Raw genomic sequence first — 20,202 nt, 5'->3', positions numbered from 1 at the left:
TCACACCATCAAAAGAGAGGAGACGGACATGGTCGGAAAGGACAGGAAGCTGCGCCTCGCAGTGAGCGCGCTCGGGCTCGGCCTGGGCATGTTGCTGGCGCAGGGCGCGGCGGAGGCGGCGGACAAGGTCAAGGTGGGGCTGATGCTGCCCTACACGGGCACCTACGCCTCGCTCGGCAACGCGATCACCAACGGCTTCAAGCAGTACGTGGCGGAGCAGGGCGGCAAGCTCGGCGGTCGCGAGGTCGAGTATTTCGTCGTCGATGACGAGTCCGATCCGGCCAAGGCGACCGAGAATGCCAACAAGCTGGTCAAACGCGACAACGTCGACGTGCTGGTCGGCACCGTGCATTCGGGCGTGGCGCTGGCGATGGCCAAGGTCGCGCGTGACTCCAAGACCCTGATGATCATCCCGAACGCGGGCGCGGACGAGCTTACCGGTCCGCTGTGCGCGCCGAATGTGTTCCGCACCTCGTTCTCGGCCTGGCAGCCGGCGAATGCGATGGGCAAGGTGGTCGCCGAACGCGGCCACAAGAACGTGGTCACCCTGGCCTGGAAGTACTCCTTCGGCGAACAGTCGGTCGCCGGCTTCAAGGAGTCCTTCGAGCAGGCCGGCGGCAAGGTGGTCAAGGAGCTCTACCTGCCCTTCCCGAACGTGGAGTTCCAGCCCTTCCTGACCGAGATCGCCAACCTCAGGCCGGATGCGGTGTTCGTATTCTTCTCCGGCGCCGGGGCGGCGAAGTTCGTCAAGGACTACGAGGCGGCAGGCCTGAAGGCGGGCCTCCCGCTCTACGCCCCGGGCTTCCTCACCGACGGCACGCTGGAGGCCATGGGCGGCGCCGGCGAGGGCGTGCTGACCACGCTGCACTACGCCGACGGCCTCGACAACGCCAGGGAGAAGTCCTTCCGCAGCGGCTATGTCGCGGCCTACAAGGCGCAACCCGACGTCTTCGCGGTGCAGGGCTACGACAGTGCGCAGCTGCTCGCCGCGGGGCTCTCGGGCGCGCCGGCCGGAGCCTTCGACAAGGAGGCGGTCATGAAGGCGATGAGCGCCGCCACCATCGACAGTCCGCGCGGTAGCTTCACCCTGTCCAAGGCCAACAACCCGGTGCAGGACATCTACCTGCGCAAGGTCGAGGGCGGGCAGAACAAGGTGATCGGCGTCGCCGCACCCAAGCTCGCCGACCCGGCGCGCGGCTGCAAGCTCATGAACTGATTCCGTCGCGGAGGCGGTGGCGGGCCCTCCGCCTCCGCGTCGCAGCCCGCTTCCACCCGTCTGTCCATCGCATCCCGGCGTGTTCCGCATGTCTGGGAGGGAAGGGTTCAATCATGGATTTCACCTCGTTCCTGATCCAGATCCTGAACGCGCTCCAGTACGGCCTGCTGCTTTTCCTGGTGGCGAGCGGGCTGACCCTGGTGTTCGGCATCATGGGCATCATCAACCTGGCGCATGGCAGCTTCTACATGATCGGCGCCTACCTGGCCTTCGCGCTCACCAGCCTGACCGGCAACCTGATGCTCGCGATCGTGCTCGGCATCCCGCTCGCCTTCGGCTTCGGCGCGCTGCTCGAGAAGCTGCTCTTCGTGCATCTGTACAAGCGTGACCACCTGCAGCAGGTGCTGCTGACCTACGGGCTCATCCTGATCTTCGAGGAGCTGCGCAGCCTCACGGTCGGCGACGACGTCCACGGCGTGGCCATCCCCGACCTGTTCTCGGCTTCGATCGCGCTCTCCGACAACCTCTCCTATCCGGTGTACCGGCTGGTGATCTCGGTGGTGTGCATCGCGCTCGCTGTCGGCTTGTGGTGGCTGATGCAGCGCACCCGACTGGGGATGATGATCCGCGCCGGCTCGTTCAACCGCGAGATGGTGCAGTCGCTCGGGGTGAACATCGACCTGCTTTACCGCACCGTGTTCGCGCTCGGCGTGGCGCTGGCCGCGCTGGCCGGCATGCTCGCGGCGCCGATCTCCTCGGTGTACCCGGGCATGGGCGGCAATGTGCTGATCATCTCCTTCGTGGTCGTGGTGATCGGCGGCATCGGCTCGGTGTGGGGCGCGCTGGTGGCGGCGCTGCTGGTGGGGTTCGCGGACACGTTCGGCACGATCCTGCTCCCCGAGCTCGCCGGACTGGCGGTCTATCTGCTGATGGCGGTCGTGCTGCTCTGGCGCCCCGAAGGCATCTTCAGGAAGGGGTGAGGCGATGAACCCGCGAGTCGTGCTGTCTTTCAAGCTCGCCGTGCTGGCAGGGCTGGTGCTGTTTCCGGCGATCGGATCCAGCTTCTATGTCGAGTTGGTGGCGAAAATCCTCGTGATGTCGATCTTCGCGATGAGCCTGGCGCTGCTGGTCGGCTTCACCGGCCTGGTGAGCCTCGGCCATGCCGCATATTTCGGCATCGCCGCCTACACGGTCGCGCTGATCGCGCCCGAATACGAGGCGGCCAACCTGTGGTTCGTGCTCGCGGCCTCGGTGCTGGCGGCAGGCGCCGCGGCGTTCTTCATCGGGCTGTTCGTGCTGCGCACCAAGGGCATCTATTTCATCATGGTGACGCTGGCCTTCGCGCAGATGGCCTACTACATCTTCCACGACACCGCACTCGGGCGCAGCTCGGACGGCATCTATCTCAACGTCAAGCCGGATGCCAGCCTCTTCGGCTGGATGCCGTTCAACCTCGACGAGCCGCTGCACCTGTACTACTTCATCCTCGCCGCGATGGTGGCGGTGTTCGTGCTGCTGGCCTTCGTGCTGCGCTCGCCCTTCGGTCGCGTGCTCGCCGGCATCCACAGCAACGAGCACCGCATGAAGTCGCTCGGCTACGCCACGCAGCGCTACAAGCTTGCGGCCTTCACCCTGGCCGGTGCGCTGGCCGGGGTGGCGGGCTTCCTGTACGCGGTGCTGTTCGGCTTCGTGACCCCCGATTACCTGTCGTGGCATCAGTCGGGCAACGTGTTGCTGATGGTCATCCTCGGCGGCCTCGGCAGCCTGGCGGGGGCGGTCGCGGGCGCGTTCGCCTTCATCGGCCTGCAGGAGATGTTCTCGGACTGGACCAAGCACTGGCAACTGCTGATGGGCCTGGTGATCGTCGCCGCGGTGCTGTTCATGCCGAGTGGACTGGCCGGACTGCCGCGACGCATCTTCCGCACGGTCAATTGGGGAGAAGACGATGAGTGAGGCGATGCTGGTGGCGGACCGCCTGACCCGCCATTTCGGCGGGCTGACCGCCAACCTCGAGGTGTGCATCACGCTCGAGCGCGGCAAGCTGCATGCGCTGCTCGGCCCCAACGGTGCGGGCAAGTCGACCTGCATCAACATGCTCTCGGGCGACCTGCCGCCTTCCGCGGGGCGCATCCTGCTCGAAGGGCAGGACGTGACCGGGCTGGATTCGGCGGCACGCTCGCACCGCGGCATCGGCCGCAGCTACCAGCGCACCAACATCTTTCCGCAATTCACCGTGCTGGAGAACTGCCGGCTTGCCGCGCAGTCGCGCAGGCCGCGGCCGTGGCGGATCTTCACCGACGCGATGAAGACGCGCGACACCGTCGAGCGCGCGCAGGCGGCGATCGTCGAGGCGGGCCTGGGCGGGCGCGAGCTGCGCAAGGCCGGCCTGCTCTCGCACGGCGAGCAACGCCAGCTCGAGATCGCGATGGTGCTGGCCACCGACGCGCGTGTCCTGCTGCTCGACGAGCCGCTCGCCGGCATGGGCTCGGAAGAGTCGGCGCAGATGGTCGAGCTGTTGCGCAAACTCAAGCAGAACCGCGCGATCCTGCTCGTGGAGCACGACATGGATGCGGTGTTCGCGGTGGCCGACACGATCACCGTGATGGTCGAGGGCTCGGTGCTCGAATCCGGACCGCCCGAGCAGATCCGTAACAGCGAGGACGTCCAGGCGGCCTATCTCGGGGAGGATGAACATGGCTGAGATGCTGCTCGAAGCGCGCGACCTCCACACCTACTACGGCTCGAGCCACATCCTGCACGGGGTGAGCTTCTCGATCCGCAAGGGTGAGGCGCTCGGCCTGATGGGGCGCAACGGCATGGGCAAGACCACGCTGATCCGCAGCATGCTCGGCCTGGTGCGGCCGCGCCACGGCACGGTGCGCGTGAACGGCGACGACATGACGCGCGCCAAACCGCACCGCATCGCGCTCGCCGGGGTGGCCTACGTACCCGAGGGGCGCGGCATCTTTCCCAACCTGAGCGTGCGCGAGAATCTCGTCATGGCGGCGCGCGCGGGCGTGGACGGGCGGCGCGAATGGACCTTCGAGCGCGTCATGGAGACCTTCCCGCGCCTGGGCGAGCGTATCGACAACGGCGGCGGCCAGCTCTCGGGCGGCGAGCAGCAGATGCTCACGATCGGACGCGCGCTGATGACCAACCCCGACCTGCTGATCCTCGACGAGGCCACCGAGGGCCTCGCGCCGCTGATGGTCAAGGAGATCTGGAAGGTCATCCGCACCATCCGCGACACCGGCATCGCCACGGTGGTGGTGGACAAGAACCACTCGGCGGTGACTGCGCTGACCAACCGCTCGGTGATCCTGGTCAAGGGCGAGGTGGTGTTCGACGGTCCGAGCGAACAGGTGCGCCAGGAGCCGGCCTTGATCCGCAAGCACCTCGGGGTGTGATGCTTCGATACGCGGGCGCGGCCCGGCAGGCCCCGTCCGCGCGTTGTGCGCCGCCCGCGGCGGCGCTGCGCCCGTCCCGGTCCGTCCTCCTCAATCGTCCGGCAGCACCGCCGTGACCTCGATCTCCACCTTCGCGCCGGCCTCGACGAAGCCAGCCACCTGCACGGCGCTCATCGCCGGGTAGTGGTGGCCGATCAGGTCGCGATAGACCGTGCCGATCTCCTCGAGGCGGGCGTTGTACTCGGCGGCGCTGCCCAGGAACCAGGTCATGCGCACGATGTCGGTCGAACGCGCGCCGCCGGCGTCCAGGATGGCGAGCACGTTGCGCAGCGCCTGGCGGATCTGCTCGACGAGGTCCTCGCTGCGGAAGACCTCGTCCGCGTCCCAGCCCACCTGGCCGGCGACGAACAGCATCCGTCCGCTCGCGGCCACTCCATTGGCGTAGCCCTTCGGCCGTTTCCAGCCCGCGGGTTGAAGAATCTGCATGTCTGTCTCCTCGAGTGCGTTTCTGGCGCTGCGCGTACGCGCTTGATGCGCGACCGGGCAGCATGTCAAATAGTGCAGTTCGCGGGCGTATTCTGCAATAAAATGCAGAACTTGGGCGGCTGACGATGCGATGGTGTCCGCTTTGGCGGCGTGCCGAGCCATAGCGCAAGTCTTATAGAGGACTTTTGCTTCGCACCCTTGACCCACGCCGCGATCGAAAGCATTCTTCAAAGGTTATGCGCCCCTTCATGCGGGCGTGTTCCTCAACAACCGAGCCAGTGAGTGCGAAAGATGACCGAACGAGTGAGTGTCCAGCGTCTGCAGGTCGCAGCGAACCTGAAGCGTTTCATTGAAGAAGAAGCCCTGCCGGGCAGCGGTGTCGACGCTGCCGCCTTCTGGTCCGGGTTCGATGCGCTGGTACACGATCTCGCACCGAAGAACGCCGCTCTGCTCGCCGAACGCGATCGCATCCAGGCCGAGATCGACGCCTGGCATCGCGCCCACCCGGGGCCGATCGCCGACATGGCCGCGTACAAGGCCTTCCTGTCCTCGATCGGCTACCTGCTGCCGGTGCCCGCCGGTGCCAAGGCCACCACCACCAACGTCGATGACGAGCTCGCCGTGCAGGCCGGCCCGCAGCTCGTGGTGCCGGTGATGAACGCGCGCTACGCGCTCAACGCCGCCAACGCGCGCTGGGGCTCGCTCTACGACGCGCTCTACGGTACCGACGCCATCCCGCAGAAGGACGGCGCCGAGCTCACCAAGGGCTACAACCCGGTGCGCGGCGCGAAGGTCATCGCCTTCGGCCGCCAGGTGCTCGACCAGGCCGCGCCGCTCGCCGGTGCCTCGCATGCCGACGCCGCGGGCTACGCGGTCGAGGCCGGCCGCCTGGTGGTGAAGCTGCAGAGCGGTGCCAGCACCGGCCTGCAGCAGGCCGAGAAGTTCGTCGGCTTCCAGGGCGAGGCCGCCGCGCCGCGCGCCGTGCTGCTGAAGAACAACGGCTTGCACATCGAGATCCAGATCGACCGCAGCGGCGCCATCGGCAAGTCCGATGCCGCGGGCGTGAACGACCTGCTGATGGAAGCCGCGCTGTCGACCATCATGGACTGCGAGGACTCGGTCGCCGCGGTGGATGCCGACGACAAGGTCGTGGTGTACCGCAACTGGCTCGGCTTGATGGACGGTACGCTGGAAGACACCTTCGACAAGGGCGGCAAGCCGATGACGCGGCGTCTGAACGCCGACCGCGAGTACACCGGTGCCGACGGCAAGCCGGTAAAGCTGCACGGTCGCGCGCTGCTCTTCGTGCGCAACGTCGGCCACCTGATGACCAACCCGGCCATCCTTTGGGGCGAGGGCAAGGAAATCCCCGAAGGCATCATGGATGCGGTGGTCACCACGCTGATCGCCAAGCGCGACCTCGAGCGCCGTGGCAACTCGCGCAAGGGCAGCATCTACATCGTCAAGCCCAAGATGCACGGCCCGGCGGAGATCGGCTTCGCCGACGAGCTGTTCACCCGCGTCGAGCAGCTGCTCGGGCTGCCGGCCAACACCGTCAAGCTCGGCATCATGGACGAGGAGCGCCGCACCAGCGTCAACCTGCGTGCCTGCATCGCCGCCGCGCCGGCGCGCGTGGCCTTCATCAATACCGGCTTCCTCGATCGCACCGGCGACGAGATGCACACCTCGATGGAGGCCGGCGCGATGATGCGCAAGGGCGACATCAAGAACAGCAAGTGGATCGCCGCCTACGAGCGCCGCAACGTGCTCATCGGTCTGGCCGCCGGCCTGCGCGGCCGCGCCCAGATCGGCAAGGGCATGTGGGCCATGCCCGACCTGATGGCCGCGATGCTCGAGCAGAAGATCGGCCATCCCAAGGCGGGCGCCAACACCGCCTGGGTGCCGTCGCCGACCGCCGCCACCCTGCATGCGCTGCATTACCACCAGGTCAGCGTGGCCGCGGTGCAGCAGGACATCGAGAAGCTCGACCTCGACAAGGAAGCCGAGGCGCTGCTCGACGACCTGCTCACCATCCCGGTGGTGGCCAAGGCCGAGTGGAGCGAGACCGAGCGCCAGCAGGAACTCGACAACAACTGCCAGGGCATCCTCGGCTACGTGGTGCGCTGGGTGGAGCAGGGCGTGGGCTGCTCGAAGGTGCCCGACATCAACGACATCGGCCTGATGGAAGACCGCGCCACGCTGCGCATCTCCAGCCAGCACATCGCCAACTGGCTGCGCCATGGCGTGGTGCCCGCCGAGCAGGTCGAGGCCACGCTCGAGCGCATGGCCGCGGTGGTCGATGGCCAGAACGCGGGCGACCCGCTGTACCGCCCGATGGCGCCGAACTTCGACGACTCGGTGGCCTACCAGGCCGCGCGCGCGCTGATCTTCGAGGGCTGCGCCCAGCCGAGCGGCTACACCGAGCCGCTGCTGCACCGCTATCGCCAGCAGTTCAAGGCCAAGGTCGGCGCCTGAGCGTCGTCCACGCTCGGCGCGAGTCGCGTCGCTCCTGTGCTCCTGCAGGAGCGACGCGACTCGCGATCCGGCGATGGAGAGCTGCACGCGTGCATCGCGGCGACGGCACTGGAAATGTAAAAAGGCGCCTCGCAGGGCGCCTTTTTACATCTTGCTCCGCCCGATCTGCATGATCGGGGGATCAGACCCTCACCACAGCTGCCACCACGGCCGCGTGTCTTCCGGGCCACCGCGGAAATACACGCTGTCGGGGAAGTTCTTGCGCATGACGCGGTCGGCGTCGTCGCGCAGCTGCGCCATGCCGAGCTTGTCGTAGCTCATGACCATCAGGAACAGCGCCTCCTCGATCGCCGGTGCCTGCGGGAAGTTATTCACCGCGGTCTGCGCGCGGTTGATCGCCGCGACGTAGGCGCCGCGGTTGTAGTAGTAGCGCGAGACATGCACCTCGTGCGAGGCGAGCGAGTTGATCAGGTACTGCATGCGCGCCCGCGAGTCGTCGGCGTAGCGGCTCTCGGGGAAGCGCTCGACCAGTTCGCGGAAGCTGTCGAAGGCCTCGCGTGCGCCCTTGGGGTCGCGCTCGGAGAGATCCTGGCGCGACAGGCCGGCGAGCAGGCCGAGGTCTTCGTTGAAGTTGACCAGGCCCTTGAGGTAGTAGGCGTAGTCGACGTTCGGGTGATTGGGATGGAGCTTGATGAAGCGGTCGGCCGCGGCGAGCGCGAGCGCCTGCTCGCCCTGCTTGTAGTACGCGTAGGCCACCTCAAGCTGGGCCTGCTGGGCGAAGCGGCCGTAGGGATAGCGTGCCTCGAGCTTCTCGAATAGCGTCACCGCGCGATCGTAGCCGCCCTCGCTCATCGAGGCCTTGGCCTCGGAATACAGCTTTTGTGCGTTCCAGCCGGCGGTCTCGTCGACCTGCTCGGGCAGGAGGCCGCAGCCGCCGAGCAGCAAGGCGCCAATCAGCGCGGCTTTTGCCGTTAAACTTCCGGGGGTGAACCTGGCCATCGAAGACACTCGCGTGAATGAACACGCCGATTATATCCCAGCCGCCCTCCCAGCCGATCTTCCCGCCGACGACGCCGATGCGTGGGAGGCGCTGACGATTCCCGTCGAACTGGGTGGGCTGCGCCTCGATCAGGCCCTGGCACGGCTTCTCCCCCAACATTCGCGCAGCCGCCTGCAGGGCTGGCTCAAGGAGGGCTGGATCCGCGTCGATGGCGCGAGCCCCGATGCGCGCCGCAAGGTGTGCGGCGGGGAGTGCGTCGAGATCGACGCGCCGCCGCCGCCCGAGGTCACCGCCGCGCTGCCCGAGGACATCCCGCTCGCGGTGGTCTACGAGGACGAGGACCTGCTGGTGATCGACAAGCCCGTCGGCCTCGTCGTGCATCCCGGCAGCGGCAACTGGAGCGGGACCCTGCTCAACGCCTTGCTGCACCGCAACCCCGCGCTCGCCGGGGTGCCGCGGGCCGGTATCGTGCACCGGCTCGACAAGGACACCAGCGGGCTGATGGTGGTGGCGAAGACGCTGGCCGCGCAGACCGAGCTCGTGCGTCAGCTCCAGGCGCGCACGGTCGGGCGCCACTACCGCGCGCTGGTGCAGGGCGCGCTGACGGCCGGCGGCACGGTCGATGCGCCGATCGGGCGTCACCCTACGCAGCGCACGCGCATGGCAGTCGTCGGCAACGGCCGTCCGGCGGTCACGCATTACCGCGTCACCGAGCGTTTCCCGCGTGCGACCCTGGTCGAATGTCGTCTGGAGACCGGGCGTACCCACCAGATCCGCGTCCACATGGCGCACATCGGCCATGCGCTGGTCGGCGATCCGCTTTATGGGGCGCGCCGCTGCGGCGATGTGCGCCTCGATGCGTTCCCGCGCCAGGCCCTGCATGCCTTCCGGCTGGGGCTCGCGCATCCGCGCAGCGGCGAGGCGATGCGTTGGGAGGTGCCGCTGGCGGCGGATTTCGCCGCGCTGCTGGACGAGCTGCATGGAGCGCCGCGATGAGCCTGCCGCCCGGCTACCGCTTTTTCGCCCCTGGCCTGCTGTGCCCGCAGTGGAGCCTGCCGCCCGGGGTACGGGCCGTGGTGAGCACCCGCGAGGGCGGCGCAAGCTTGCCGCCATGGGCGAGCTTCAACCTCGGCAGCCATGTTGGCGATGATGCGCGCGCGGTGGCGGCCAACCGCGCACGCCTGGGTGCGGCGATCGGCGCCGAGCCGGTGTGGCTCGAGCAGGTGCATGGCTGCGCGGTGGCGGACGCCGATCGCGCGGCCGGAGTGCCCGAGGCCGATGCGGCCGTGGCGCGCATGCGCGGGCGGGCGTGTGCGGTCATGGTCGCCGACTGCCTGCCAGTGCTTTTCTGCGACGACGACGCCACCGTGGTCGCCGCCGCCCACGCGGGCTGGCGCGGCCTGGCCGCCGGGGTGCTGGAGCGCACCGTGGAGCGCATGGGCGTGACGCCGGGGCGCGTGCGCGCGTGGCTCGGGCCCGCGATCGGGCCGACGGCCTTCGAGGTCGGGGACGACGTGCGCGCGGCCTTCGTCGGTGCGGACCCGGGCGCGACCGCAGCCTTCGTCGCGGGTGGCGTGCCGGGGAAGTGGCTGGCCGATCTCTGCGCGCTCGCGCGTCGACGGCTCACGCTTGCGGGCGTGGGGCGGATCGACGGCGGCAGTGTGTGCACCGTGGCCGATCCGGCGCATTTCTATTCTTACCGGCGTGATGGGACGACCGGGCGTTTCGCCGCGCTGATCTGGCTGGAGGAGGGGCGGCCCGGCGCGATCGCGTGAGCGCGGCGTTGCCGCGATCCGTCTCGCATGACCGTCTTAGGGATTGCGGCTATTGATCGGCGTCAGTTTCGGCTCTATCGTTGCGTTCGAGTGCTTCTCGCTCCTGCTGCAGGCGGCGACGTCGGCGGGCCGGGGTGCCGAACAGCCAAAGAAACAAGGCCAGGGGCGCGAGCCCCCAGAACACGAAGGTCAGGACGGCGGCAACGATCGAATCCTCCGCCGCGGCGACGAGGACGACGACGTAGAGCCAGGCGATCGGGATCAGATACATGGGTGGATTCTAGCGCGCGCCGCGAGCCGGCGCCGGAGGATCACGGACAGGGCAGGAAACCGCGGCCCCGGCCCGGAGCGGGCGGACGCGGCCTCAGGAGAAAGGGATGTCGGATACGACGGGCAAGCAGGTGCCGCCGGGAATGCAGGCGATCCTCGCCGCGGGACAGGCGATGGCGCAGGGTTTCTTCGATGCGCTCGCACGCCAGCATGTGGCGATGCAGGATTCCTCGGGGGTGGCGGCGCAGAAGCTGCCGATGCCCGAGACCGAGGTGATGGCCTCGCTGCAGAAGGTCTTCGCCGAGAAGCACGCCGAACTGTGGTCGTCCATGCTTGCGCGCACGCCGGGGGCGGCAGGCCCCGCGGTGGTGCAGCCCGAGCCGGGCGACAAGCGCTTCGCGGCGCCGGAGTGGTCCGAGAGCCCGGTGTTCGACTACATGCGCCAAGCCTACCTGCTCAACGCCGGCTTCCTGCGCCAGATGGCGGACGCGATGCCGATCGCCGACGGCCGCGCCAAGGCGCGCATGCAGTTCCTCACCCGCCAGTACATCGATGCGCTGTCGCCGAGTAACTTCGCGGCGACCAACCCCGAGTTCATCAAGACCGCGGTCGAGACCAAGGGCGAGAGCATCGCGCGCGGCATCCAGAACCTGCTCGGCGACCTCGAGAAGGGGCGCATCTCGATGACCGACGACGCGGCCTTCGAGATCGGCCGTAACCTCGCGCTGACCCCGGGTTCGGTGGTCTACGAGAACGAGCTGATGCAGCTGATCCAGTACGCGCCGCTGACCGAGAAGGTCGCGCAGACGCCGCTGTTGATCGTGCCGCCGTGCATCAACAAGTTCTACATCATGGACCTGCAGCCCGAGAACTCGCTCGTGCGCTTCGTCGTCGAGCAGGGCTTCACGGTCTTCCTGGTGTCGTGGAAGAACCCCCGTCCCGACACCGGCGGCCATTACACCTGGGACGACTACCTCGACAAGGGACCGCTCGCGGCGCTCGAGGTGGTGCGCTCGATCACCCGCGTCAAGAAGCCCAACGTGCTCGGCTTCTGTGTCGGCGGCACCATCCTCACCTCGGCGCTCGCGGTGGCGCGCGCGCGCGGCGAGGAGCCGGTGGCGAGCCTCACCTTGATGACCACGCTGCTGGATTTCTCCGACGCCGGCGAGCTCGGCTGCCTGGTCGACGAGGCGAGCGTCACCGCGCGCGAGGCCGCGATCGGCAAGGGCGGGGTGCTCAAGGGGCAGGAACTCGCCAACGTGTTTTCCTTCCTGCGCGCCAACGACCTGGTGTGGCAATACGTGGTCGGCAACTACCTCAAGGGCAACAAGCCGGTCGCCTTCGACCTGCTGTACTGGAACTCCGATTCGACCAACCTGCCGGGGCCCTTCCTCACCTGGTACCTGCGCAACATGTACCTCGAGAACAACCTGCGCGTGCCGGGCAAGCTCAGGATGCTCGGGCACAAGGTCGACCTCGGCAAGGTCGACGTGCCGGCCTACCTGATGGCGGCGCGCGAGGACCACATCGTGCCGTGGAAGAGCGCCTACCTGGCGCGCAACGTGCTGGGCGGCGACACCACCTTCGTGCTCGGCGCAAGCGGCCACATCGCCGGCGCGATCAACCCGGCGTCGAAGAATCGCCGCAGCTACTGGACCGCCGATGTGCGCCCGGCCGACCCCGACGAATGGTTCGAGAGCGCGGCCGAGCACAAGGGCAGCTGGTGGCTGCACTGGGCCGAGTGGCTGCGCGGCCATGGCGGCAAGGAGGTGGCCGCGCGCGGACGCCTGGGCAGCACGAAGTACGAGCCGATCGAGCCGGCGCCGGGGCGCTACGTCAAGGAGCGTTCCTGACCCGGAACGAGGAGGTTTTCAGTGTTCGACGGCAGCGGATCGGGCGGTCGCTGCCGTCGTGTTCAAGGTCCGTCCAGCACTACGAAAGTACCCCGCATAGGGAGAGGAGAAGAAGATGGCAAGAGTTGCACTGGTAACCGGCGGCATGGGCGGTCTCGGCGAGGCGATCTGCATCAAGCTGGCCGCGCTCGGCTACAAGGTGGTGACGACCCATTCCCCGGGCAACACCAAGGCCCAGGAGTGGCTGCAGACCATGAACAACATGGGCTACGGCTTCAAGGCCGTTCCCTGCGACGTGGCGGATTTCGACTCGTGCAAGGCCTGCGTCGAGCAAGTGGTCAAGGAGGTCGGTCCGGTCGACGTGCTGGTCAACAACGCCGGCATCACCCGCGACATGACCTTCAAGAAGATGACCAAGGCCGACTGGGATGCGGTCATCAGCACCAACCTCGACTCCGCCTTCAACATGACCAAGCAGGTCATGGACGGCATGGTCGAGCGCAAGTGGGGCCGCGTGATCAACGTGTCCTCGGTCAACGGCCAGAAGGGCGCCTTCGGCCAGACCAACTACGCCGCGGCCAAGGCCGGCATGCACGGTTTCACCAAGGCGCTGGCGCTGGAAGTGGCGCGTAACGGCGTCACCGTCAACACCATCTCGCCGGGCTACATCGGCACCAAGATGGTGATGGCGATCCCGCAGGAGATCCTCGACTCCAAGATCCTGCCGCAGATCCCGGTGTCTCGCCTGGGCAAGCCGGAAGAGATCGCCGGCCTGGTGGCCTACCTGTCCTCCGACGAGGCGGCCTTCGTGACCGGTGCCAACATCTCGATCAACGGCGGCCAGCACATGTTCTGACCCGTCGGCGGCCGGTTCCGGCTCCGCAACGTGGCGCGCTCCGGTGGAGCGCGCTTTTTTTTGGTGCGCCCGGCAGGGCGCACTCACTTGGAGGTGAAAGTCCTCTACTCGCCCGGCAAGGGGAAGAGTTAGCTGAACGGCAAGGGTGTCGCGGGTAACTGCGAATCTGGAGGAAGCCGAAGGCAAAGCGCTGGCCTGACGAACAGGAAGCGGATAGGAGGCGCTGCAGCGGGGTGAGGCGGCCAATATTGTCAAAGCCCGAAACTTGCACGGAACGCTGTGACGTATATCCGACAGGTATAAGCGTGAAGGTGGGTGCGTCATACCCGGGGAGATCCTCACGGGTGCCGTTGTGCTACTGACGTCGTGAGGCGTTGGGATGCGCGTGAGGAAGTCAGCAGAGGCCATAGTAGCCGCCGGGATGGGGCGAAGGGCTGAACATGGAAGAACGCGAGTAGGCGAACGTTTCTCGATGAAGCCGAGGAAGACAGAAGCCCATCGGCCAGATGGGGCGCAGGCAGCGGATTCCGGACGGTATCCGGAGGGGGCTGGGCTGCGTGTCGAGGTGGAGTCGGCGGACGTTGAGCGGACGAAAGCGGAGTTGGAGCGGGCAAGCGGGCTGATGGAAGCCGTGTGTGAGCGCGGCAACCTGTGGCTTGCGTACGAGCGGGTGATCCGCAACAAGGGTGCAGCCGGTGTCGATGGCATCGGGGTATCCGAGTTCAAGGCTCATCTGCAGCAACACTGGCCGACGATCAAGGCCAAGCTGCTGGCGGGGACGTACATCCCGCAAGCGGTGCGCCGGGTGGATATTCCGAAGCCCCAAGGCGGGATGAGGACGCTCGGCATACCGACGCTGACGGATCGACTGATCCAGCAAGCGTTGCATCAGGTGCTCTCACCGATCTTCGAGGTGGCGTTCTCCGAGTCGAGCTACGGCTTCCGACCGGGGCGATCTGCCCATCAGGCGGTCAAGGCGGCGCAGCGGTATGTGGCTCAAGGTCGTCGCGTCGTGGTGGATATGGATCTGGAGAAGTTCTTCGACCGGGTCAATCACGACATTCTGATGGCGAAGTTGGCGAAGAAGATCGGGGACGGGCGGGTACTGAAGCTGATCCGACGGTATCTGGAAGCGGGGATGATGGCAGAGGGCGTCGTCAGCCCGCGGACGCAGGGTACGCCGCAAGGCGGCCCCTTGAGTCCGCTGCTGTCGAACATTCTGCTGACAGAATTGGATCGGGAGCTGGAGCGCCGGGGCCACGCGTTCTGTCGCTATGCGGACGACTGCAACATCTACGTCAGAAGTCAGGCGGCAGGCGAGCGTGTCCTGGGCGGTATTACCCAGTTTCTGTCCGAGCGGCTCAAGCTCACGGTCAACGAGGCCAAGAGCGCGGTCGCACGACCGTGGGAGCGGAAGTTTCTGGGCTACAGCCTGACTTGGCACAAGGCCCCGAAGCTGCGGATTGCGCCGACTAGCCTGAAACGGCTGGAGGACAAGATTCGCGAGGTGCTCAAAGGTGCGAGGGGGCGTAGTGTGCGGCGCACGATCGAAGAACTGAATCCGGTGCTACGGGGTTGGGCAGCGTACTTCAAGCTGACCGAGACCAAGCGGGCGCTGGAAGAGATCGACGGTTGGCTCCGGCGCAAGCTGCGCTGCATCCTGTGGCGGCAGTGGAAGCGCCCTTATACTCGCGCCAGAAACCTGATGAAGGCGGGGCTGAAGGAGGAGCGGGCGTTTCGCTCCGCGTTCAACCAACGCGGGCCGTGGTGGAACAGTGGCGCTAGCCACATGAACGCGGCCTTCCCGAAAGTCTTCTTTGATCGTTTGGGGCTGGTGTCGCTGCTCGATACGACGCGACGACTCCAGTGTCTTTCATGAACCGCCGTATGCGGAACCGCACGTACGGTGGTGTGAGAGGGCGACGGGGGTGACCCCGTCCCCTACTCGATGTGCGCCCGGCAGGGCGCACTCACTTGGAGGTGAAAGTCCTCTACTCGCCCGGCAAGGGGAAGAGTTAGCTGAACGGCAAGGGTGTCGCGGGTAACTGCGAATCTGGAGGAAGCCGAAGGCAAAGCGCTGGCCTGACGAACAGGAAGCGGATAGGAGGCGCTGCAGCGGGGTGAGGCGGCCAATATTGTCAAAGCCCGAAACTTGCACGGAACGCTGTGACGTATATCCGACAGGTATAAGCGTGAAGGTGGGTGCGTCATACCCGGGGAGATCCTCACGGGTGCCGTTGTGCTACTGACGTCGTGAGGCGTTGGGATGCGCGTGAGGAAGTCAGCAGAGGCCATAGTAGCCGCCGGGATGGGGCGAAGGGCTGAACATGGAAGAACGCGAGTAGGCGAACGTTTCTCGATGAAGCCGAGGAAGACAGAAGCCCATCGGCCAGATGGGGCGCAGGCAGCGGATTCCGGACGGTATCCGGAGGGGGCTGGGCTGCGTGTCGAGGTGGAGTCGGCGGACGTTGAGCGGACGAAAGCGGAGTTGGAGCGGGCAAGCGGGCTGATGGAAGCCGTGTGTGAGCGCGGCAACCTGTGGCTTGCGTACGAGCGGGTGATCCGCAACAAGGGTGCAGCCGGTGTCGATGGCATCGGGGTATCCGAGTTCAAGGCTCATCTGCAGCAACACTGGCCGACGATCAAGGCCAAGCTGCTGGCGGGGACGTACATCCCGCAAGCGGTGCGCCGGGTGGATATTCCGAAGCCCCAAGGCGGGATGAGGACGCTCGGCATACCGACGCTGACGGATCGACTGATCCAGCAAGCGTTGCATCAGGTGCTCTCACCGATCTTCGAGGTGGCGTTCTCCGAGTCGAGCTACGGCTTCCGACCGGGGCGATCTGCCCATCAGGCGGTCAAGGCGGCGCAGCGGTATGTGGCTCAAGGTCGTCGCGTCGTGGTGGATATGGATCTGGAGAAGTTCTTCGACCGGGTCAATCACGACATTCTGATGGCGAAGTTGGCGAAGAAGATCGGGGACGGGCGGGTACTGAAGCTGATCCGACGGTATCTGGAAGCGGGGATGATGGCAGAGGGCGTCGTCAGCCCGCGGACGCAGGGTACGCCGCAAGGCGGCCCCTTGAGTCCGCTGCTGTCGAACATTCTGCTGACAGAATTGGATCGGGAGCTGGAGCGCCGGGGCCACGCGTTCTGTCGCTATGCGGACGACTGCAACATCTACGTCAGAAGTCAGGCGGCAGGCGAGCGTGTCCTGGGCGGTATTACCCAGTTTCTGTCCGAGCGGCTCAAGCTCACGGTCAACGAGGCCAAGAGCGCGGTCGCACGACCGTGGGAGCGGAAGTTTCTGGGCTACAGCCTGACTTGGCACAAGGCCCCGAAGCTGCGGATTGCGCCGACTAGCCTGAAACGGCTGGAGGACAAGATTCGCGAGGTGCTCAAAGGTGCGAGGGGGCGTAGTGTGCGGCGCACGATCGAAGAACTGAATCCGGTGCTACGGGGTTGGGCAGCGTACTTCAAGCTGACCGAGACCAAGCGGGCGCTGGAAGAGATCGACGGTTGGCTCCGGCGCAAGCTGCGCTGCATCCTGTGGCGGCAGTGGAAGCGCCCTTATACTCGCGCCAGAAACCTGATGAAGGCGGGGCTGAAGGAGGAGCGGGCGTTTCGCTCCGCGTTCAACCAACGCGGGCCGTGGTGGAACAGTGGCGCTAGCCACATGAACGCGGCCTTCCCGAAAGTCTTCTTTGATCGTTTGGGGCTGGTGTCGCTGCTCGATACGACGCGACGACTCCAGTGTCTTTCATGAACCGCCGTATGCGGAACCGCACGTACGGTGGTGTGAGAGGGCGACGGGGGTGACCCCGTCCCCTACTCGATTGCTCGCGGGGCGCGGGAATGGGGCTATTGCATCGCAACATGAGTTGTGAAACAGGGGCTATAATCCGCGCGTGAGGTGGCTGATGCGCTGCCGCATCCACGACCGAAGCGCGTGCCGGCTGTACTGGCCCGCAGGCGGCCTCGGTTTCTACAAATGCTCCTGAAGGATTTCAAGATGTCCAAGAAAATCGCTCTTGTCACCGGCGCCATGGGTGGTCTCGGTACGGCGATCTGCCAGTCGCTCGCCAAGGACGGCTTCAAGGTCGTGGCCAACTGCCTGCCGAACTTCGAGCTAAAGGACGCCTGGCTGTCCGCTCAGCGCGACCTCGGCTTCGACTTCGCCGCCGCCGAAGGCGACGTGTCGAACTACGAGTCGTGCGCGGCGATGGTTGCCAAGATCGAAGCCGACGTCGGTCCGATCGATGTGCTGGTGAACAACGCCGGCATCACCCGCGACAAGTTCTTCCCCAAGATGGAGAAGGGCCAGTGGGATGCGGTGATCAACACCAACCTGAACAGCCTGTTCAACGTCACCCACCACGTCTCCGCGAAGATGGCCGAGCGCGGCTGGGGTCGCATCATCAACATCTCTTCGGTCAATGGCGTCAAGGGTCAGGCGGGCCAGACCAACTACTCGACCGCCAAGGCCGGCGTGCTGGGCTTCACCAAGGCGCTCGCCGCCGAGCTGGCGACCAAGGGTGTGACGGTCAACGCGATCGCCCCGGGCTACATCGGTACCGACATGGTGATGGCGATCCGCGAAGACATCCGCCAGGGCATCATCGACACCGTGCCGATGAAGCGCCTCGGCCGTCCGGACGAGATCGGCGACCTGTGCGCCTACCTCGCCTCCGACAAGGCTGCCTACATCACCGGGGCGACCATCAACATCAACGGTGGCCTGCACATGTGCTGATGTTGCGCCGTGTCATGCGCGAAATCACGCAACCCCGTCGAAAGACGGGGTTTTTTCGTGGTTTCGATGTCGCAGCGCGATATAATTTTTTCGCACAGAGCGAAGACACCGCCGCCGAGGAGACGGAGAAATGCCGGAACAGCAGCGACTGATCAAGAAGTACCCGAACCGCCGTCTGTACGACACGCGGACCAGTTCCTACATCACCCTGGCCGACGTCAAGGACTTGGTGCTCGGTCACGAGCACTTCCAGGTGGTCGATGCGAAGACCGGCGAGGACCTGACGCGCAGCATCCTGCTCCAGATCATCCTCGAGGAAGAGGCGGGGGGCGCGCCGATGTTCACCAGCGACCTGCTCGCGCACATGATCCGCTTCTACGGCAATGCCATGCAGGGCATGATGGGCAAGTACCTCGAGAGCAACATCAAGGCCTTCACCGAGATGCAGGTCAAGCTCCAGGACCAGGCGCGCGCGATCTATGGCGAGAACAGCCCGGTGGGCCAGGACCTGTGGGCGCAGTTCCTCAACTTCCAGGGGCCCGCGCTGCAGAGCATGATGGGCGCCTACGTCGACCAGTCGAAGAAGATGTTCGAGCAGATGCAGACGCAGCTCGAGAGCCAGACGCGCAACATGTTCACCGGCTTCCAGTTCCCGGGCTACGTCCGTCCCGAGGACGCCGAATCCGCCGCGCCCGCCGCGCTCAAGGGCGACGGCAAGAAGTGAGCGGCGCCGCGCGCCGCTGAGGCCGCCGCCGCCCCGACCCGACAGGTTCTTTGCATGACCACCTTCAAGACTTCCGACCTGCCGCGCGTCGGCTTCGTTTCCCTCGGCTGCCCCAAGGCGACGGTCGACTCCGAGCACATCCTTACCCGGCTGCGTGCAGAGGGCTATGCGATCTCGGGCAGTTACGACGACGCCGACCTGGTCGTCGTCAATACCTGCGGCTTCATCGATGCCGCGGTCGAGGAATCGCTCGACGCGATCGGCGAGGCGCTCGCCGAGAACGGCAAGGTCATCGTCACCGGCTGCCTCGGCGCCAAGGACGATGTGATCCTCGCCGCGCATCCGCAGGTGCTCGCGGTCACCGGCCCGCACGCCACCGAGGAGGTCATGCACGCGGTGCATCGCCACCTGCCCAAGCCGCACGACCCGTTCACCGACCTCGTGCCGCCGCAAGGCATCCGCCTGACACCGCAGCATTACGCCTATCTCAAGATCTCCGAGGGCTGCAACCACCGCTGCAGCTTCTGCATCATCCCGTCGATGCGCGGCGACCTCGTCAGCCGTCCGATCCACGAGGTCATGCGCGAGGCCGAGGCGCTCGCCGACGCGGGCGTCAAGGAACTGCTGGTGATCTCGCAGGACACCTCGGCCTATGGCGTGGACGTCAAGTACCGCACCGGCTTCTGGGGCGGGCGCCCGGTGAAGACGCGCCTGCTCGACCTGGCGAAGGCGCTCGGCGAACTCGGCATCTGGATCCGGCTGCATTACGTGTATCCGTATCCGAGCGTGGATGATCTCATCCCGCTGATGGCCGAAGGCAAGATCCTGCCCTACCTCGACGTGCCCTTCCAGCACGCCAGCCCGCGTATCCTCAAGGCCATGAAGCGCCCGGCCAATGCCGAGAACGTGCTCGAGCGCGTGCGCAAGTGGCGCAGCATCTGCCCCGAGCTGACCATCCGCTCGACCTTCATCACCGGCTTCCCCGGCGAGACGGAGGAAGACTTCGAGATGCTGCTGAACTTCCTCGAAGAGGCCCAGCTCGACCGCGTCGGCGCCTTCGCCTATTCGCCGGTCGAGGGCGCGACCGCCAACGAGCTGCCCGGCGCGGTGCCGGACGAGGTGCGCGAGGAACGCCGCGCGCGCCTGATGGACTTCCAGGAGGACATCTCCACGCAGCGCCTCGAGGCCAAGATCGACCGCGAGATGACCGTGCTGGTCGACGAGGTCGACGAGGAGGGCGCGCTCGCGCGCTCGCCGGGCGACGCGCCCGAGATCGACGGCCTGGTCGTCATCCCCGAGGGCGACGGCCTCGCGCCGGGCGACTTCGTGCGGGTGCGCATCACCGACTGCGATGTGCACGACCTCTACGCCGAGCGCATCGAGTAAG

Annotated in this window: 18 protein-coding genes; 15 read left to right on the top strand and 3 right to left on the bottom strand. The window is 66.4% G+C overall.

What is annotated here, in order from left to right; all coding sequences use genetic code 11:
• The first annotated feature begins 28 nt into the window (after positions 1-28).
• The 5 genes from ACZ5PP_RS07425 to ACZ5PP_RS07405 all read left to right on the top strand — a co-directional run bounded on the left by ACZ5PP_RS07425 (position 29) and on the right by ACZ5PP_RS07405 (position 4,623).
• Positions 29-1,216 (top strand): ABC transporter substrate-binding protein, encoded by a 1,188-nt coding sequence (locus ACZ5PP_RS07425; protein WP_004266037.1) that lies wholly within the window; start codon positions 29-31, stop codon positions 1,214-1,216.
• A 113-nt stretch (positions 1,217-1,329) separates the two neighbouring features.
• Positions 1,330-2,196, top strand: a complete 867-nt coding sequence (locus ACZ5PP_RS07420; RefSeq protein WP_004266034.1) for a branched-chain amino acid ABC transporter permease — start codon at positions 1,330-1,332, stop codon at positions 2,194-2,196.
• A 4-nt stretch (positions 2,197-2,200) separates the two neighbouring features.
• Positions 2,201-3,169: a branched-chain amino acid ABC transporter permease gene (locus ACZ5PP_RS07415; protein WP_004266032.1), complete on the top strand. Its 969-nt coding sequence runs from the start codon at positions 2,201-2,203 to the stop codon at positions 3,167-3,169.
• Positions 3,162-3,917 carry an ABC transporter ATP-binding protein gene (locus ACZ5PP_RS07410; RefSeq protein WP_012585823.1) on the top strand — a complete coding sequence of 252 codons (756 nt, stop codon included), beginning with the start codon at positions 3,162-3,164 and terminating at the stop codon, positions 3,915-3,917. Before ACZ5PP_RS07415 ends, ACZ5PP_RS07410 begins: the two co-directional genes overlap by 8 nt.
• Positions 3,910-4,623, top strand: a complete 714-nt coding sequence (locus ACZ5PP_RS07405; protein ID WP_004266027.1) for an ABC transporter ATP-binding protein — start codon at positions 3,910-3,912, stop codon at positions 4,621-4,623. Before ACZ5PP_RS07410 ends, ACZ5PP_RS07405 begins: the two co-directional genes overlap by 8 nt.
• 90 nt (positions 4,624-4,713) lie before the next feature.
• On the opposite strand, the gene ACZ5PP_RS07400 is transcribed toward ACZ5PP_RS07405, so the two are convergent.
• The gene (locus ACZ5PP_RS07400) at positions 4,714-5,109 is read right to left on the bottom strand and encodes a RidA family protein (protein WP_012585822.1); all 396 of its coding nucleotides are present in this window, start codon (positions 5,107-5,109) and stop codon (positions 4,714-4,716) included.
• A 291-nt stretch (positions 5,110-5,400) separates the two neighbouring features.
• On the opposite strand from ACZ5PP_RS07400, the gene ACZ5PP_RS07395 reads away from it, so the two are divergent.
• Positions 5,401-7,584, top strand: coding sequence for a malate synthase G (locus tag ACZ5PP_RS07395; RefSeq protein ID WP_004266022.1), 2,184 nt, complete (start codon positions 5,401-5,403; stop codon positions 7,582-7,584).
• Positions 7,585-7,773: 189 nt separating this feature from the next.
• Here the strand turns inward: ACZ5PP_RS07395 and ACZ5PP_RS07390 are convergent, their stop codons facing one another.
• Complete coding sequence (locus tag ACZ5PP_RS07390; RefSeq protein WP_012585821.1) at positions 7,774-8,583, bottom strand: outer membrane protein assembly factor BamD; 810 nt, start codon at positions 8,581-8,583, stop codon at positions 7,774-7,776.
• 13 nt (positions 8,584-8,596) lie between these two features.
• Here ACZ5PP_RS07390 and rluD point away from each other — a divergent pair, with 13 nt between their 5' ends.
• Both rluD and pgeF read left to right on the top strand, forming a co-directional pair.
• On the top strand, positions 8,597-9,580 hold the full coding sequence (gene rluD, locus ACZ5PP_RS07385) for a 23S rRNA pseudouridine(1911/1915/1917) synthase RluD (protein WP_464826925.1): 984 nt from the start codon (positions 8,597-8,599) through the stop codon (positions 9,578-9,580).
• Positions 9,577-10,359, top strand: coding sequence for a peptidoglycan editing factor PgeF (pgeF, locus tag ACZ5PP_RS07380; protein WP_012585819.1), 783 nt, complete (start codon positions 9,577-9,579; stop codon positions 10,357-10,359). The genes rluD and pgeF overlap by 4 nt, the downstream gene beginning before the upstream one ends.
• 49 nt (positions 10,360-10,408) lie before the next feature.
• Here pgeF and ACZ5PP_RS07375 read toward each other — a convergent pair whose 3' ends face one another.
• A complete protein-coding gene (locus ACZ5PP_RS07375) occupies positions 10,409-10,630 on the bottom strand; it encodes a hypothetical protein (protein ID WP_004266012.1) in 222 nt (73 codons plus the stop codon).
• Positions 10,631-10,736: 106 nt separating this feature from the next.
• On the opposite strand from ACZ5PP_RS07375, the gene ACZ5PP_RS07370 reads away from it, so the two are divergent.
• The 7 genes from ACZ5PP_RS07370 (at position 10,737) to rimO (ending at position 20,201) form a co-directional block, all read left to right on the top strand.
• Positions 10,737-12,482, top strand: coding sequence for a PHA/PHB synthase family protein (locus tag ACZ5PP_RS07370; protein ID WP_004266009.1), 1,746 nt, complete (start codon positions 10,737-10,739; stop codon positions 12,480-12,482).
• A gap of 115 nt (positions 12,483-12,597) precedes the next feature.
• A complete protein-coding gene (phbB, locus tag ACZ5PP_RS07365) occupies positions 12,598-13,338 on the top strand; it encodes an acetoacetyl-CoA reductase (RefSeq protein ID WP_004266007.1) in 741 nt (246 codons plus the stop codon).
• A gap of 622 nt (positions 13,339-13,960) precedes the next feature.
• Positions 13,961-15,217 (top strand): group II intron reverse transcriptase/maturase, encoded by a 1,257-nt coding sequence (gene ltrA, locus ACZ5PP_RS07360; protein ID WP_464826108.1) that lies wholly within the window; start codon positions 13,961-13,963, stop codon positions 15,215-15,217.
• A gap of 630 nt (positions 15,218-15,847) precedes the next feature.
• Positions 15,848-17,104: a group II intron reverse transcriptase/maturase gene (gene ltrA / locus ACZ5PP_RS07355; protein WP_464826108.1), complete on the top strand. Its 1,257-nt coding sequence runs from the start codon at positions 15,848-15,850 to the stop codon at positions 17,102-17,104.
• Positions 17,105-17,350: 246 nt separating this feature from the next.
• Positions 17,351-18,091 (top strand): beta-ketoacyl-ACP reductase, encoded by a 741-nt coding sequence (gene phbB, locus ACZ5PP_RS07350; RefSeq protein WP_004266003.1) that lies wholly within the window; start codon positions 17,351-17,353, stop codon positions 18,089-18,091.
• Positions 18,092-18,221: 130 nt separating this feature from the next.
• Positions 18,222-18,815: a polyhydroxyalkanoate synthesis repressor PhaR gene (gene phaR / locus ACZ5PP_RS07345; RefSeq protein ID WP_004266001.1), complete on the top strand. Its 594-nt coding sequence runs from the start codon at positions 18,222-18,224 to the stop codon at positions 18,813-18,815.
• A 54-nt stretch (positions 18,816-18,869) separates the two neighbouring features.
• The gene (gene rimO, locus ACZ5PP_RS07340) at positions 18,870-20,201 is read left to right on the top strand and encodes a 30S ribosomal protein S12 methylthiotransferase RimO (protein WP_004265999.1); all 1,332 of its coding nucleotides are present in this window, start codon (positions 18,870-18,872) and stop codon (positions 20,199-20,201) included.
• Position 20,202 lies beyond the last annotated feature (1 nt).

Source organism: Thauera sp. DNT-1, assembly GCF_055393985.1.
This window is presented reverse-complemented; position numbering and strand designations above follow the sequence as displayed.

Bases quoted from the DNA above. Each gene is read 5' to 3' on its own strand.
- ACZ5PP_RS07425 (WP_004266037.1), top strand. From the start codon at position 29: ATGGTCGGAAAGGACAGGAAGCTGCGCCTCGCAGTGAGCGCGCTCGGG.
- ACZ5PP_RS07420 (WP_004266034.1), top strand. From the start codon at position 1,330: ATGGATTTCACCTCGTTCCTGATCCAGATCCTGAACGCGCTCCAGTAC.
- ACZ5PP_RS07415 (WP_004266032.1), top strand. From the start codon at position 2,201: ATGAACCCGCGAGTCGTGCTGTCTTTCAAGCTCGCCGTGCTGGCAGGG.
- ACZ5PP_RS07410 (WP_012585823.1), top strand. From the start codon at position 3,162: ATGAGTGAGGCGATGCTGGTGGCGGACCGCCTGACCCGCCATTTCGGC.
- ACZ5PP_RS07405 (WP_004266027.1), top strand. From the start codon at position 3,910: ATGGCTGAGATGCTGCTCGAAGCGCGCGACCTCCACACCTACTACGGC.
- ACZ5PP_RS07400 (WP_012585822.1), bottom strand. From the start codon at position 5,109: ATGCAGATTCTTCAACCCGCGGGCTGGAAACGGCCGAAGGGCTACGCC.
- ACZ5PP_RS07395 (WP_004266022.1), top strand. From the start codon at position 5,401: ATGACCGAACGAGTGAGTGTCCAGCGTCTGCAGGTCGCAGCGAACCTG.
- ACZ5PP_RS07390 (WP_012585821.1), bottom strand. From the start codon at position 8,583: ATGGCCAGGTTCACCCCCGGAAGTTTAACGGCAAAAGCCGCGCTGATT.
- pgeF (WP_012585819.1), top strand. From the start codon at position 9,577: ATGAGCCTGCCGCCCGGCTACCGCTTTTTCGCCCCTGGCCTGCTGTGC.
- ACZ5PP_RS07375 (WP_004266012.1), bottom strand. From the start codon at position 10,630: ATGTATCTGATCCCGATCGCCTGGCTCTACGTCGTCGTCCTCGTCGCC.
- ACZ5PP_RS07370 (WP_004266009.1), top strand. From the start codon at position 10,737: ATGTCGGATACGACGGGCAAGCAGGTGCCGCCGGGAATGCAGGCGATC.
- phbB (WP_004266007.1), top strand. From the start codon at position 12,598: ATGGCAAGAGTTGCACTGGTAACCGGCGGCATGGGCGGTCTCGGCGAG.
- ltrA (WP_464826108.1), top strand. From the start codon at position 13,961: ATGGAAGCCGTGTGTGAGCGCGGCAACCTGTGGCTTGCGTACGAGCGG.
- ltrA (WP_464826108.1), top strand. From the start codon at position 15,848: ATGGAAGCCGTGTGTGAGCGCGGCAACCTGTGGCTTGCGTACGAGCGG.
- phbB (WP_004266003.1), top strand. From the start codon at position 17,351: ATGTCCAAGAAAATCGCTCTTGTCACCGGCGCCATGGGTGGTCTCGGT.
- phaR (WP_004266001.1), top strand. From the start codon at position 18,222: ATGCCGGAACAGCAGCGACTGATCAAGAAGTACCCGAACCGCCGTCTG.
- rimO (WP_004265999.1), top strand. From the start codon at position 18,870: ATGACCACCTTCAAGACTTCCGACCTGCCGCGCGTCGGCTTCGTTTCC.